This is a genomic window from Mesorhizobium sp. M0870 (assembly GCF_040319775.1).
Lineage (GTDB): Bacteria > Pseudomonadota > Alphaproteobacteria > Rhizobiales > Rhizobiaceae > Mesorhizobium.
In genome coordinates this window covers 1-14,788 of sequence record NZ_JAMYOI010000056.1, presented here as the reverse complement: position 1 = coordinate 14,788, position 14,788 = coordinate 1, and the positions used below count along the sequence as shown (strand labels likewise).

Genomic DNA, 14,788 nt, shown 5'->3' with positions numbered 1-14,788 from the left:
CCTGGTCATCCTCAATGCAAAAGCACGCGATGCGCGCAACGAGTTCGTAATTGCAACTTGACACCCCAGATAGTCGCTCTCCCCCGATCGACGGGGGAGAGGAAGGGGCGCGAACCTATTGCCGCCAACGCTCGTCCAACGCGGCTTCCTTTCCCTCCGGAGGGGGGAAAGGTGGCGCTGCGAAGCAGCGACGGATTGGGGGAAGCCGGTCGTCAAACGAGCAGCAGATGACAGCTGAGCACGACCGACTTGGCCTCATATCAACGTCATTCAGACAATCATGGTGTGGTCTCACTCCACGATCGCAATGGCAAAGCCATCATAGCCTTTGGCGCCGACGGTCTGGATGGCGGTGCCGTCCAGACGCTTCTCGCTGCCGATGAACGAGAATGCGGCGCGTGCCCCTTCTACATTGGGATCACGGCCACCCTGATCGAGCACTGCGCCGTCGCGGATGACGTTGTCGCAGACGATGACGGTTCCGGGCCGCGACAACCGCATGGCCCAGGATAGGTAGTGCGGATTGTTCGGCTTGTCGGCATCGATGAAGATGAAGTCGAATGGACCGGCATGCTCGGCGCCAAGTGCTGCAAGCGACTGAAGCGCCGGACCGACCCGCAGTTCCACCCGCTCCAAGACGCCTGCCCGCTCGAAATTCGATCGCGCGACGCTGGCGTGATGCGGGTCGAGTTCAAGTGTCACGATCTTGCCGTCGGCAGGCAGTGCGCGCGCCATCCAGATGGTCGAATAGCCGCCCAGCGTGCCGATTTCGAGAACCTTTTTGGCTCCCCGCATCCGCGCAAGAAGGGAAAGCAGCTTGCCCTGCGCCGGCGACACGTCGATCGCCGGCAGGCCCTGATCGTGGTTGGCCGCCAGAACGGCATCAAGCACGGGGTCCGCCTCAAACAGGGAACCGACGATGTAGTCGTCGACTGCCGCCCAGCTTCTTTTGCTCATCGTTTTCTTCTCCGATCCAATTGGAGACCTAAACGCGAAAAGGGGCCATTCGGCCCCTTTTCCTCTTCCCTTTCCGTCCGCTTACTGCGCGGCGGTTGTCATGTCGGCCAGCATCGGCTCGGCGACTTCCACACCCGAGGCCTTGCGGCGCTCGTCGATGATCAGTTCGTCGCGCGAGGTGGCGATGCGCCGAATCTGGCTCATCGTGCCGCCGGTGCCGGCCGGGATAAGCCGGCCGACGATGACGTTTTCCTTCAGTCCCTGCAGCATGTCGGTCTTGCCGGCAACCGCGGCTTCCGTCAGCACTCGGGTCGTCTCCTGGAAGGAGGCGGCCGAGATGAAGGATGGCGTCTGCAGCGATGCCTTGGTGATGCCGAGCAGCACCGGCAGGCCTTCGGCCGGCTTCTTGCCGTCCTCGACCAGACGCTCGTTGACCTCTTCCAGTTCGATCACGTCGACATGATCGCCCGGAATGTAGGTCGAGTCGCCCTGCACCGTGATCTCGACCTTCTGCAGCATCTGGCGAACGATCACCTCGATGTGCTTGTCGTTGATCTGCACGCCCTGCAGACGATAGACTTCCTGGATCTCGTTGACGAGGTAGGAAGCAAGTGCCTCCACGCCCTTGATCGCCAGGATGTCGTGCGGCGCCGGATTGCCGTCGAGGATGTAGTCGCCCTTCTCGATGACGTCGCCGTCCTGGAGATGGAACGGCTTGCCCTTCGGGATCAGGTATTCGACCGGCTCAAGCGTCGAGTCATGCGGCTCGATGATGATGCGACGCTTGTTCTTGTAGTCGCGGCCGAAGCGGATCGTGCCGTCGATCTCGGCGATGATGGCGTGATCCTTCGGACGACGTGCCTCGAACAGTTCGGCAACACGCGGCAGACCGCCGGTGATGTCCTTGGTCTTGGCGCTTTCCATCGGAATACGCGCCAGCACGTCGCCGGGACGAACCTGCGAGCCCGGCTCGACCGAAAGAATGGCCTCGACCGAGAGCAGGAAGCGCGCGTCGCCGCCCTTCGACAGCTTGCCGACCTTGCCCTTGGCGTCCTGGATCGCGATCGCCGGCTTCAGGTCGTTACCGCGTGGCGTCGAGCGCCAGTCGATGACCTCACGCTTGGTGATGCCGGTCGACTCGTCGGCCGTTTCCTGAACGGAAATGCCGTCGACCAGATCCTCGTACGACACCCTGCCCTCGATTTCGGTGAGGACTGGACGGGTATAGGGATCCCACTCGGCGATACGCTGGCCGCGCTTCACCTTGTCACCATCGTCCACGAAGATGCGCGAACCATAGGTGAGACGGTGCGAGGCGCGCTCCTTGCCGGCTTCGTCGAGGATCAGCACCGCCATGTTGCGGCCCATGACCATCTGCTGGCCGTCGGAGTTGCGCACCACGTTGCGGTTGCGGATCTCGACCTTGCCCTCATACGAGGCTTCAAGGAACGAGCTGTCCACCACCTGCGCGGTACCGCCCATGTGGAAGGTACGCATGGTGAGCTGCGTGCCCGGCTCGCCGATCGACTGCGCCGCGATGACGCCGACGGCTTCGCCCTGGTTGACCGGGGTGCCGCGGGCAAGATCGCGACCGTAGCAGACCGCGCAGACGCCAACCCTGACTTCGCAAGTCAGTGCCGAGCGGATGCGGACCGACTGGACGCCGGCCTTTTCGATCTGTTCCACGTCACGCTCGTCCATCAGCGTTCCGGCCTTGACCAGGATCTCGCCCGACACCGGATGTGTGATGTCGTCGAGCGACGTACGGCCCAGCACGCGCTGGCCGACCGAAGCGACGACCTGACCGGCATCGACGATCGGCTGCATGGTGAGGCCCTTGTCGGTGCCGCAGTCGACGGAGTTGACGATGCAGTCCTGCGCCACGTCGACCAGACGACGGGTGAGGTAACCCGAGTTCGCCGTCTTCAAGGCGGTGTCGGCCAGACCCTTGCGGGCGCCGTGGGTCGAGTTGAAGTACTCGAGCACGGTCAGGCCTTCCTTGAAGTTCGAGATGATCGGCGTTTCGATGATTTCACCCGACGGCTTGGCCATAAGGCCGCGCATGCCGGCAAGCTGACGCATCTGGGTGGGCGAGCCACGCGCACCGGAGTGCGACATCATGTAGATCGAGTTCATCGGCTTCTGACGGCCATTGTCCTCGAACTCGACCGCCTTGATGCGGGCCATCATCTCGTCGGCGACCTTTTCCGAGCACTTGGCCCAGGCGTCGACGACCTTGTTGTACTTCTCGCCCTGCGTGATCAGACCGTCATTGTACTGCTGCTCGTATTCCTTGGCCAAAGCCTCGGTGTCGGAGACCAGCTTGATCTTGGCATCCGGGATCAGCATGTCGTCCTTGCCGAACGAAATGCCGGCACGGCAGGCATGGCTGAAGCCGAGAGCCATGATGCGATCGCAGAAAATGACCGTCTCCTTCTGACCGCAATGGCGGTAGACGGTGTCGATCATCTTGGAGATGTTCTTCTTGGTCATCTCCTGGTTGGCGGTCTCGTAAGGCACGTTGACGTTCTTCGGCAGAAGCTCGCCGATGATCATGCGGCCAGGCGTGGTGTCATGGATCTTCGACACCACCTTGCCTTCGGCGTCGACCGTGCGGAAACGACCCTTGATCTTGGAGTGCAGCGTCACGGCCTTGGTCTCGAGCGCGTGCTGGAGTTCGCCCATGTCGGCAAACACCATGCCCTCGCCCGGCTCGTTCTGGTTGACGATCGAGAGATAGTAGAGACCCAGAACCATGTCCTGCGACGGCACGATGATCGGCGCGCCGGAAGCCGGGTGCAGGATGTTGTTGGTCGACATCATCAGCACGCGGGCTTCAAGCTGCGCTTCCAGCGACAGCGGCACGTGAACGGCCATCTGGTCGCCGTCGAAGTCGGCGTTGAAGGCCGTGCAGACCAGCGGGTGCAACTGGATCGCCTTGCCCTCGATCAGGATCGGCTCGAACGCCTGGATGCCGAGACGGTGCAGCGTCGGCGCACGGTTCAGCAGCACCGGATGTTCGCGGATGACCTCGTCGAGGATATCCCAGACTTCCGGACGCTCCTTTTCGACCAGCTTCTTCGCCTGCTTGACGGTCGAAGAGTAACCCTTGGCGTCGAGACGGGCGTAGATGAAGGGCTTGAACAGTTCGAGCGCCATCTTCTTGGGCAGGCCGCACTGGTGCAGCTTGAGCTCCGGACCGGTCACGATGACCGAGCGGCCGGAATAGTCGACGCGCTTGCCGAGCAGGTTCTGACGGAACCGGCCCTGCTTGCCCTTGAGCATGTCGGACAGCGACTTCAGCGGGCGCTTGTTGGCGCCGGTGATGACGCGGCCGCGACGGCCGTTGTCGAACAGCGCATCGACGGCTTCCTGCAGCATGCGCTTTTCATTGCGCACGATGATGCCGGGAGCGCGCAGCTCGATCAGCCGCTTCAGACGATTGTTGCGGTTGATGACGCGGCGATAGAGGTCGTTCAGATCCGACGTGGCGAAGCGGCCGCCGTCCAGAGGAACCAGCGGGCGCAGGTCCGGCGGGATCACCGGAACCACCTTCATGATCATCCATTCCGGACGGTTGCCGGATTCCATGAAGTTCTCGACGACCTTGAGCCGCTTCAGATACTTCTTCTGCTTCAGCTCGGAGGTGGTCGAAGCCAGTTCCGAACGCAGGTCGCCGGCGATCTTCTCCAAGTCCATGCCGGCCAGGAGGTCATGAATGGCCTCGGCGCCGATCATGGCGGTGAACGAATCCTCGCCATACTCGTCGACGGCGATCATGTACTCTTCCTCGCTGAGCAGCTGGTGCTCCTTCAGCGCGGTGAGGCCAGGTTCGGTGACGATGTAGTTCTCGAAGTAGAGGACGCGCTCGATGTCCTTCAGGGTCATGTCGAGCAGCGTGCCGATGCGCGACGGCAGCGACTTCAGGAACCAGATATGGGCGACCGGTGCCGCCAGTTCGATATGGCCCATGCGCTCGCGGCGAACGCGCGACAGCGTGACTTCAACGCCGCACTTCTCGCAGATGACGCCCTTGTACTTCATGCGCTTGTACTTGCCGCACAGGCACTCATAGTCCTTGATCGGGCCAAAAATGCGCGCGCAGAACAGACCGTCACGCTCCGGCTTGAAGGTGCGGTAGTTGATGGTCTCCGGCTTCTTGATCTCGCCGAAAGACCAGGACAGAATCTTCTCAGGGCTGGCGAGCGATATCCGGATGGAATCGAACACCTGCGCAGGCGCCTGGGGATTGAAGAGATTCATGACCTCTTGGTTCATGCCGTTCTCCTTTTCGGGATCCTCGAAGACCCCTTGCATCTAGTCGCGAGCCAAACGCCCGCCGTCTTTGTCGGCCACTGGCCGTCGAATACTTCCTGGTTGAGCATGATCCCATCCGAAAACCGGTAGCCACTTTTCGGGATCATGATCGAGGCGCGCCGCGGAAAGCCGTGGCGCGCCATTGCCTTACTCGGCCGCGCCCCTATTCGGCAGCATCTGGCAGCCGGACAGGGTTGTCGTCGAGCTTGGTGTTCTCCAGCTCGACATTGAGGCCGAGAGACCGCATTTCCTTGACGAGAACGTTGAAGCTCTCGGGGATGCCGGCCTCGAAGGTGTCGTCGCCACGGACGATCGCCTCGTAGACCTTGGTACGGCCTGCGACGTCGTCCGACTTCACCGTCAGCATTTCCTGCAGCGTGTAGGCGGCGCCGTATGCTTCGAGTGCCCAGACCTCCATCTCGCCGAAGCGCTGGCCACCGAACTGCGCCTTGCCGCCCAGCGGCTGCTGGGTGACGAGCGAGTACGGACCGATCGAACGCGCGTGGATCTTGTCGTCCACGAGATGGTGAAGCTTGAGCATGTAGATGTAGCCCATCGTCACCTTGCGATCGAACGGCTCGCCGGTGCGTCCGTCATAGAGTTGCGACTGACCGCTGGTGTGCAGGCCCGCCTGCTCCAGCATGATGTTGATGTCAGCCTCGTGCGCGCCGTCGAACACCGGGGTCGCGATCGAGACGCCGCGGCGCATCTGCTCGCTGAGGCGAACAATGCTCTCGTCGTCATAGTCACGAACCGGCTCGTTGCGGTCGTTGGCCGGGATGAAGCTCTCGAGCGTCTTGCGCAGCGGCTTGATGTCGCCGGCTGCCTTGTACGTGTCGATCAGCTCGCCGATTTTCCTGCCCATGCCCGCGCATGCCCAGCCCAGATGCGTTTCCAGGATCTGGCCGACATTCATGCGGCTCGGCACACCCAGCGGGTTGAGCACGATATCGGCATGCGTGCCGTCCTCGAGGAAAGGCATGTCCTCGACCGGAACGATCCGCGACACGACACCCTTGTTGCCGTGACGGCCGGCCATCTTGTCGCCGGGCTGCATCTTGCGCTTCACGGCCACGAAGACCTTGACCATCTTCATGACGCCCGGAGGCATTTCGTCGCCGCGCTGGACCTTCTCGACCTTGTCCATGAAACGCTGTTCGAGCGCCTTCTTGGAATCGTCGTACTGGCCACGCAGGGCTTCGAGTTCGCTCTGGAGCTTTTCGTTCTCCACGGCAAACTGCCACCACTGCGAACGCGGATACTCGTCGAGCGTATCCTTGGACAGCGTCGAGCCCTTCTTGAAGCCCTTCGGTCCAGCGATCGCTTCCTTGCCGACGAGCACGTCGGAAAGACGCGCATAGACGTTACGGTCCAAAATGGCCTGCTCGTCGTCGCGGTCCTTGGCGAGGCGTTCGATCTCCTCGCGCTCGATCGCCATGGCGCGCTCGTCCTTCTCCACACCGTGGCGATTGAAGACGCGCACCTCGACGACGGTGCCGAAAGTGCCCGGAGGCATGCGCATCGAGGTGTCGCGCACATCGGATGCCTTTTCGCCGAAGATGGCGCGCAGAAGCTTCTCTTCCGGCGTCATCGGGCTTTCGCCCTTCGGCGTGATCTTGCCGACCAGGATGTCGCCCGGCTGAACTTCCGCACCGATGTAGACGATGCCGGCTTCGTCGAGGTTCTTCAGCGCTTCTTCCGAGACGTTCGGAATATCGCGCGTGATTTCCTCCGGCCCGAGCTTGGTATCGCGCGCCATGACCTCGAACTCCTCGATATGGATCGAGGTGAAGACGTCATCGGCGACGATGCGTTCGGACAGGAGGATCGAGTCCTCGTAGTTGTAGCCATTCCACGGCATGAACGCGACCAGCACGTTGCGGCCGAGCGCCAGATCACCGAGCTCGGTCGACGGACCGTCGGCGATGATGTCGCCCTTGTTGACGAGGTCACCCATGCGAACCAGCGGACGCTGGTTGATGCAGGTGTTCTGGTTCGAACGCTGGAACTTCATCAGCCGGTAGATGTCGACGCCGGACTTGCCCGGATCGAGATCTTCGGTAGCGCGGATAACGATACGCGTCGCATCCACCTGGTCGACGATGCCGCCGCGGCGGGCGCCGATGGCAGCGCCCGAGTCACGGGCAACGATCGGCTCCATGCCGGTGCCGACGAACGGCGCCTCGGCGCGCACCAGCGGCACGGCCTGACGCTGCATGTTCGAGCCCATCAGAGCGCGGTTGGCGTCGTCGTTTTCCAGGAACGGGATCAGGGCCGCGGCCACCGACACCATCTGCTTGGGCGACACGTCCATCAGATCGACGTTTTCGCGCGGCGCCATCATCACTTCGCCGGCACTGCGGCAAATGACGAATTCGTCGACGAAACCACCGTTCTTGTCGAGCTCGGCGTTGGCCTGCGCGACATGGTGCTTGGCCTCTTCCATCGCCGAGAGATAGACGACGTCATTGGTCAGCTTGCCGTCGACGATCTTGCGGTACGGGCTCTCGATGAAGCCGTACTTGTTGACGCGTGCGAAGGTGGCCAGCGAGTTGATCAGACCGATATTCGGGCCTTCCGGCGTCTCGATCGGGCAGATGCGGCCGTAATGCGTCGGGTGCACGTCGCGCACTTCGAAGCCGGCGCGCTCGCGGGTCAGACCGCCCGGTCCAAGCGCCGAGAGGCGGCGCTTGTGGGTGATCTCCGACAGCGGGTTGGTCTGGTCCATGAACTGCGACAGCTGCGAGGAACCGAAGAACTCGCGCACGGCGGCAGCCGCCGGCTTGGCGTTGATCAGGTCCTGCGGCATGACCGTGTCGATCTCGATCGAGGACATACGCTCCTTGATCGCGCGTTCCATGCGCAGCAGGCCGACGCGGTACTGGTTTTCCATCAGCTCGCCGACCGAACGCACGCGGCGGTTGCCGAGATTGTCGATGTCGTCGATCTCGCCCTTGCCGTCGCGCAGTTCAACCAGCGTCCTGACCACGGCCAGGATGTCGTCCTTGCGCAGCACGCGCACGGTGTCCTCGGCCTTGAGCTCGAGGCGCATGTTCATCTTGACGCGGCCAACGGCCGACAGATCGTAGCGCTCACTGTCGAAGAACAGCGAGTTGAACATGGCTTCGGCGGTTTCGAGCGTCGGCGGCTCGCCGGGGCGCATGACACGATAGATGTCGAACAGCGCGTCCTGGCGGCTCTCGTTCTTGTCGACGTTGAGCGTGTTGCGGATATAGGCGCCGACATTGACGTGGTCGATGTCGAGAACCTTGATCTCGTCTTCGCCGGTGCCGAGCAGAACCTTCAGCGTCTTCTCGTCGATCTCGTCCCCGGCTTCGAGGAATATCTCGCCGGTGGCGTAGTTGACGATGTCCTCGGCCAGGTAGTTGCCGAGCAGATCCTCGTCGGTCGCCTTGATCGCCTTCAGACCCTTTTCGCCAAGCGCCCGAGCCTGACGTGCCGTGATCTTCTTGCCGGCTTCGACGACGACTTCGCCGGTATCGGCATCGACCAGGTCGCCGACGGCCTTGAGGCCGCGGAAACGCTCGACGTTGAACGGAATGCGCCAATGGTCGCCGGCGCGCTTGTAGGTGATCTTGTTGTAGAAGGTCGACAGGATTTCTTCGCCGTCCATGCCGAGCGCCATCAGCAGCGACGTCACCGGAATCTTGCGGCGACGATCGATGCGGGCGTGCACGACGTCCTTGGAATCGAACTCGATGTCGAGCCACGAGCCGCGATAGGGGATGACGCGCGCGGCAAACAGAAGCTTGCCCGACGAGTGCGACTTGCCCTTGTCATGGTCGAAGAAGACGCCCGGCGAGCGGTGCATCTGCGAGACGATGACGCGCTCGGTGCCGTTGACGATGAAGGTGCCATTCAGCGTCATGAGCGGCATGTCGCCCATGTAGACGTCCTGCTCCTTGATGTCCTTGATGGACTTGGCGCCGGTATCCTCGTCGATATCGAACACGATGAGGCGCAGCGTCACCTTGAGCGGCGCGGCATAGGTCAGGTCGCGCTGACGGCATTCGTCAACGTCGAATTTCGGTCCTTCGAACTCATACTTCACGAACTCCAGCATCGAGGAGCCGGAAAAATCGGAGATCGGGAAGACCGACTTGAAAACAGCCTGCAGTCCCTCGTCCGGACGCCCACCCTTGGGCTCCGCCACCATCAGGAACTGGTCATAGGATGCCTTCTGAACCTCGATCAGGTTCGGCATCTCCGCAACTTCCGGAATCTTTCCGAAGAACTTGCGTACGCGTCTGCGGCCATTGAAAGTCTGGGTCTGGGCCATCGTCGCTCCTTAGCTCTAAACTCGGGACGAGCCTCGCCGCGGCTCGCCTTGCATGCTGGGCCACCTTGGCGGCAACCCTCTGTCTGTTTTCCCGGCGCCTGTCGGCGGCCGGCTAGAACGGGAGAAAACCCGTTTCCTGAAGGCCGGTTTTCGGCCCTCAGGAAAGAGGTTCTCGTAGATCTCGCGTTACGCGCACTCCCTTCGGGCGAAGGGAGTGGCGGACGGCGCGAGGCCGCCCGCCGCTTTTACGCTTACTTCAGTTCGACCTTGGCGCCGGCTGCTTCCAGCTGGGCCTTGAACTTGTCAGCGTCGGCCTTGGAAACGGCTTCCTTGACCGGCTTCGGAGCCGCTTCGACCAGGTCCTTGGCTTCCTTGAGGCCAAGACCGGTGATGGCGCGGACTTCCTTGATGACGTTGATCTTCTGAGCGCCTGCCTCGGTGAGGACGACGTCGAATTCCGTCTTTTCCTCGACCGGAGCAGCAGCGGCCGCACCACCGCCAGCGGCGGCAACAGCCACCGGAGCAGCGGCGGAAACGCCCCACTTTTCTTCCAGAAGCTTCGACAGCTCAGCCGCCTCGAGGACGGTCAGCTTCGAAAGGTCGTCTACGATCTTTGCGAGATCAGCCATTGTTGTGTTCCTTCATAAGGTTCGAACGTGTGTTTGTGATAGCGAGGAACGGCCTCATGCCGCCTCGTCCTTCCGGGCGTAAGCGCCGATGACGCGCGCGACCGAAGCCGCTGGCGCATTGACGATCTGGGCGATCCGGGTTGCCGGCGTGGCGATCATGCCAACCAGCCTGGCGCGCAGCTCATCGAGCGACGGAAGTGTGGCGAGTGCCTTCACACCGTCGGCATTGAGCGAGGTGGTGCCCATTGCGCCACCGAGAATGACGAGCTTGTCATTTCCCTTGGCGAAATCGGACGCGACCTTCGGCGCCGCAATCGGATCCTCCGAATAAGCAATCAGCGTCTGTCCCTTGAACAGCTCGATGATCGATGCGGAGTCCGTGCCCTGAAGAGCGATTTTGGCGAGACGGTTCTTCGCGACTTTGACGGTGCCACCGGCGGCGCGCATTTTCGACCGAAGGTCGTTCATTTGCGCGACGGTGATACCGGCGTAGTGGGCCACGACCACTGAACCTGCGTTCGAGAACGCACCGTTCAGGCCCGTGACGAGTTCGCGTTTTTCCGCTCTGTCCACTGCCTATCTCCAGTTGACCCCAATCCTGTTAACGGGAACATCCCATTGACGAGGACAGGCGTCGGGTTGCCTTTTGTCGGCCGGGCCATCCAGTAACGGATCTCCCGAACGACGCTCGAGGATCCTGCCCCCTTTCGCCACATCGACAGTCAAGCCGGCGATGCGCAGACAAAAGGCAAACACGGTTCGAACCTTTCATTGGAGCAATCGCTCCGTTGTCCGGTCTTCACCCGTCTCATGCAGGCCCAAATCGAATTAAGGCTTCTGGGCCGCCTGCAATCTCGGACAGGATGTCCGGAAGCCTTTCGACTTCCGGCACCGGGCCGCCAACTAGGTCGGAGGCCCGGAATTCACTTGCGGATCAGCCGCTTAGCGGCCGATCCAAATGTTCGTATCAGGACGCGTTGAGCGTCGCGACGTCGAGCTTGAGGCCCGGGCCCATCGTCGAGGTGACCGACACCTTCTTGACGTAGTTGCCCTTGGCGCCAGTCGGCTTTGCCTTGGTCACCGCATCGGCGAAGGCGCGGATGTTCTCTTCCAGCGCCTTGACGTCGAACGAGACCTTGCCGACGCCGGCATGGACGATGCCAGCCTTCTCGACACGGAACTCGACGGCGCCGCCCTTGGATGCCTTGACGGCGGCGGCAACGTCGGTGGTGACGGTGCCGACCTTCGGGTTCGGCATCATGCCGCGCGGGCCGAGCACTTTGCCCAGACGACCGACCAGCGGCATCATGTCCGGCGTGGCGATGCAGCGATCGAAATCGATCGTGCCCTTCTGGACGATGTCGACCAGATCCTCGGCACCAACGATGTCGGCGCCGGCGGCGCGCGCTTCGTCGGCCTTGTCGCCACGGGCGAACACGGCGACACGCACCGAGCGGCCGGTGCCGTTCGGCAGGTTGACCACGCCGCGGACCATCTGGTCGGCATGGCGCGGGTCGACGCCGAGATTCATGGCGACTTCGATGGTCTCATCGAACTTCACCGAGGAACGGTCCTTGAGCAGCTTCAGCGCATCACCCAGGGCATAAGCCTTGTTGGGATCGATGCCTTCGCGGGTCTTCGATACACGCTTTGCAATCTTTGCCATGATCTTAGCCCACCACTTCCAGACCCATCGAGCGGGCGGAGCCCTCGACCATGCGCATGGCCGCTTCGACGTCGTTTGCGTTCAGGTCTTTCATCTTCGCGGTGGCAATCTCGCGGACCTTGTCACGCGAAACCGTACCGGCCTTGACCTTGCCCGGCTCCTTGGAACCGGACGTCAGGTTCGCTGCCTTCTTCAGGAAGTAGCTCACCGGCGCCGTCTTCATGACGAAGGTGAAGGACTTGTCCTGATAGTAGGTGATGACGACCGGAACCGGCGATCCCTTTTCCATTTCCTGGGTCTGCGCGTTGAACGCCTTGCAGAACTCCATGATGTTGATGCCACGCTGACCAAGCGCCGGGCCGATCGGGGGAGACGGCGTAGCCGATCCCGCTTTCACCTGGAGCTTGAGCTGGCCTGCAATTTTCTTAGCCATCTCTTTTCCTGCCTTTGTCTATGCCGGTCATGCCGGCGGTTGCAGTCTGGTGGTGCGATCCATGCGGCCGGCTAAAGCCGCATTCGTCTCCCACCGTTCTCAGGCCGCGCTTCCGCGCCGCCTCCCCTGATCGCCAAACCGGCGTCAGGGATTTCGGATCAGCCCTTTTCGACCTGTCCGAATTCCAGATCGACCGGCACGGCGCGCCCGAAGATCGAAACTTCCACCTTGAGCCGCGCCCGCTCCTCGTCCACTTCCTGGACGAAACCGTTGAACGACGCGAAGGGACCATCCGAAACGCGGATCGCTTCGCCGATCTCGAACGTGACCGAGGGCTTGGGCCGCTCGACGCCTTCCTGCACCTGGTTCAGGATGCGCTGCGCTTCCGCCTCGGTGATCGGCACCGGCTTGGAGTCACCCAGGAAGCCGGTGACCTTCGGTGTGTTCTTGACCAGCGAGAACACAGCGTCGGTCAAATTCGCCTTCAGCAGCACATAGCCCGGGAAGAACTTGCGCTCGGCATCGACCTTGCGGCCGCGGCGAACTTCGACGACCTTCTCGGTCGGAACCACGATCTGATGGATGTCGGCGGACAGGCCCTTCTGCTTGGCCTTGTTCTCGATATCCTCGGCGACCTTCTTTTCAAAGTTCGAATAGGCGTGGACGATGTACCAGCGCGCGGTCATTTCAAGACTTCTCCGTAATCGCCGGACTTAGCGTCCGATGCCCAGAATCTGTTCGACCGCAAGGCCCATGAGCTGATCGGCGGTGAAGAAAAAGATCATCGCGATCACTGCGAAGGCCAGAACCATCACCGTCGAGATCATCGTTTCGCGCCGCGACGGCCAAGTCACCTTGGCGGTCTCCGCGCGGACCTGCTGGAGAAAGACGAAAGGATTTGTGGTTTTCGAAGCCATATGCCGCTCTGTCTTCAAGACCCGTTGGCCGGGTCTCCTGGATGATCCCGCTGGCCGGGACGTACCGCCTGAGCGAATTTCGCGCCGAATCAGCGCAATCATTTCGCCCATGCAAATCAGACGCGTAAAGCCGGTTTCCCAGCTCCACGCGTCGCGTGTCTGTTTCGTCTACATAAAACCGATTCTTGATCCACGCAAGTGGCAAGTCTCCGCTTTATGACCAAACACCGCCTCGGAACCATCCAGTCGTTCCGTCCCGGCTATGGCGCTCTTATGCCCCAATCGGGCTAATATGGCAAGCGGGTCGCCGATTTTCAAAGGGCAGACCGCAGAAATGTCGCTGATGGCCACACGAAACAATTCCGAAAGCCTAAGCAAAGCGGCTTGGGCGGAACTTGGCAAGCAGCGGGTGCTCTCTTCCGGTGGCGATCTCGTCGGCAATGAGTTCACCGGCGATCAGGCCAAGCGTCGCGCCGCTGTGGCTGAAGGCGACGTAGTATCCCTGGATATCTTTCAACAAGCCGAAGACCGGCTCGCCGTCGCCCGGAATCGGCTTGGGGCCGACACCATAACTCTCCAATTCCAGCTTTGGATGTCCCTCGAGGACCTTCGCGGCTTGTTCAAGAAGTCCATCAATCGTCGAGCCCTTCACCCCATAGGTGCCGTCTGCATTGATGATTACCTCTTCTTCCGACCAGGCGGAATCGAGCGCGAGGGCTCCGTCCGGCGTCGGGCGGATGGCGACGCGCGGCGTGTTGAGCACGGCCCGAAGAGCCAAATCGACCGGCTTGGTCCTGACCAGCAGCGCGATCGGCGTCCCATCCTCGATATGGTGGCCTGTGGCCGCAACCATTCGCGGCACATCACTGCCGGTCGCCAGGAGGACTGCATCGGCAGGAAAGTCGATGCCGCTGGTCGTGGTGGCGCCAGTGGCACGACCATCGACAACCGTGACCGTGGCCCTGCCGGCATCGGTGACCAGTCGCCCGCCGCGCTCCACGAACTCCGCAATTAATGCATCGATCAGCGATGGCAGGTCGACCCAGCCTTCCCCTGGGTTGAAAATGGCTCCCTGCGGCGTGACGGCGCCTGCGGCAACGCCTGGTGTGACCGCCGCTATGGCGGCCGCGGTCAGGTGCTGTGCGTCATAGCCGAGATCCTTTTCATGGGCGAAGACATCAGCAATCTGGTTCGAGGCGTCGTCCGCATCCCATGTCAGGCCGCCATCGAAACGCAGCCACGCAGCATCCGGATATCTCGCCGACAACGTCCGGTAGCGGTCGATACCGATCATGCGCAAGCGATGATACTCAGCCGACCGCTTGCGCGCTGAATTGAGCCAGGAGAGCGAGCGGCCCGACGCCCCCTTGGCAAGCGGTCCATCGTTGACGAGGATCGTTTCGATGCCAAGCCGCGCGAGATGAACGGCTGTGGAGACACCGAAAATGCCGCCTCCGACAACGACGACCTTCGAGACCGGATGCGATGTAACCATGAGATGTTCTTTCACTGTGTAGAGAGTGGATTGAGCGACCGAAGGCGTTCCACGCATATCGGCCAGATGGCGAT

10 protein-coding genes are annotated in these 14,788 nt (G+C 61.8%); all 10 read right to left on the bottom strand.

What is annotated here, in order from left to right:
• Nucleotides 1–291 precede the first annotated feature (291 nt).
• On the bottom strand, nt 292–957 hold the full coding sequence (locus NKH97_RS32600) for an O-methyltransferase (protein ID WP_352799856.1): 666 nt from the start codon (nt 955–957) through the stop codon (nt 292–294).
• Between the two features lie 81 nt (nt 958–1,038).
• Nucleotides 1,039–5,235: a DNA-directed RNA polymerase subunit beta' gene (gene rpoC, locus NKH97_RS32595; protein ID WP_023814289.1), complete on the bottom strand. Its 4,197-nt coding sequence runs from the start codon at nt 5,233–5,235 to the stop codon at nt 1,039–1,041.
• 202 nt (nt 5,236–5,437) lie between these two features.
• On the bottom strand, nt 5,438–9,574 hold the full coding sequence (gene rpoB / locus NKH97_RS32590) for a DNA-directed RNA polymerase subunit beta (RefSeq protein WP_023814288.1): 4,137 nt from the start codon (nt 9,572–9,574) through the stop codon (nt 5,438–5,440).
• A 251-nt stretch (nt 9,575–9,825) separates the two neighbouring features.
• Entirely contained in the window at nt 9,826–10,203 is a 378-nt protein-coding gene (gene rplL, locus NKH97_RS32585) for a 50S ribosomal protein L7/L12 (RefSeq protein WP_027038853.1), read from the bottom strand.
• Between the two features lie 54 nt (nt 10,204–10,257).
• Nucleotides 10,258–10,776, bottom strand: a complete 519-nt coding sequence (rplJ, locus tag NKH97_RS32580) for a 50S ribosomal protein L10 (RefSeq protein ID WP_013531412.1) — start codon at nt 10,774–10,776, stop codon at nt 10,258–10,260.
• A gap of 394 nt (nt 10,777–11,170) precedes the next feature.
• On the bottom strand, nt 11,171–11,869 hold the full coding sequence (gene rplA / locus NKH97_RS32575; protein ID WP_013531411.1) for a 50S ribosomal protein L1: 699 nt from the start codon (nt 11,867–11,869) through the stop codon (nt 11,171–11,173).
• A gap of 4 nt (nt 11,870–11,873) precedes the next feature.
• Nucleotides 11,874–12,302, bottom strand: coding sequence for a 50S ribosomal protein L11 (gene rplK, locus NKH97_RS32570; RefSeq protein WP_013531410.1), 429 nt, complete (start codon nt 12,300–12,302; stop codon nt 11,874–11,876).
• A 158-nt stretch (nt 12,303–12,460) separates the two neighbouring features.
• Nucleotides 12,461–12,988, bottom strand: a complete 528-nt coding sequence (nusG, locus tag NKH97_RS32565) for a transcription termination/antitermination protein NusG (protein WP_013531409.1) — start codon at nt 12,986–12,988, stop codon at nt 12,461–12,463.
• A gap of 27 nt (nt 12,989–13,015) precedes the next feature.
• On the bottom strand, nt 13,016–13,219 hold the full coding sequence (secE, locus tag NKH97_RS32560) for a preprotein translocase subunit SecE (RefSeq protein WP_013531408.1): 204 nt from the start codon (nt 13,217–13,219) through the stop codon (nt 13,016–13,018).
• A 370-nt stretch (nt 13,220–13,589) separates the two neighbouring features.
• On the bottom strand, nt 13,590–14,714 hold the full coding sequence (locus tag NKH97_RS32555; protein WP_023814287.1) for an NAD(P)/FAD-dependent oxidoreductase: 1,125 nt from the start codon (nt 14,712–14,714) through the stop codon (nt 13,590–13,592).
• Nucleotides 14,715–14,788: the final 74 nt, after the last annotated feature.

What these genes read in the sequence shown, in the direction of transcription:
- rplL (WP_027038853.1), bottom strand. Translation starts at nt 10,203, where the DNA reads ATGGCTGATCTCGCAAAGATCGTAGACGACCTTTCGAAGCTGACCGTC.
- secE (WP_013531408.1), bottom strand. Translation starts at nt 13,219, where the DNA reads ATGGCTTCGAAAACCACAAATCCTTTCGTCTTTCTCCAGCAGGTCCGC.
- rplA (WP_013531411.1), bottom strand. Translation starts at nt 11,869, where the DNA reads ATGGCAAAGATTGCAAAGCGTGTATCGAAGACCCGCGAAGGCATCGAT.
- NKH97_RS32600 (WP_352799856.1), bottom strand. Translation starts at nt 957, where the DNA reads ATGAGCAAAAGAAGCTGGGCGGCAGTCGACGACTACATCGTCGGTTCC.
- NKH97_RS32555 (WP_023814287.1), bottom strand. Translation starts at nt 14,714, where the DNA reads ATGGTTACATCGCATCCGGTCTCGAAGGTCGTCGTTGTCGGAGGCGGC.
- rplK (WP_013531410.1), bottom strand. Translation starts at nt 12,302, where the DNA reads ATGGCTAAGAAAATTGCAGGCCAGCTCAAGCTCCAGGTGAAAGCGGGA.
- rpoB (WP_023814288.1), bottom strand. Translation starts at nt 9,574, where the DNA reads ATGGCCCAGACCCAGACTTTCAATGGCCGCAGACGCGTACGCAAGTTC.
- nusG (WP_013531409.1), bottom strand. Translation starts at nt 12,988, where the DNA reads ATGACCGCGCGCTGGTACATCGTCCACGCCTATTCGAACTTTGAAAAG.
- rpoC (WP_023814289.1), bottom strand. Translation starts at nt 5,235, where the DNA reads ATGAACCAAGAGGTCATGAATCTCTTCAATCCCCAGGCGCCTGCGCAG.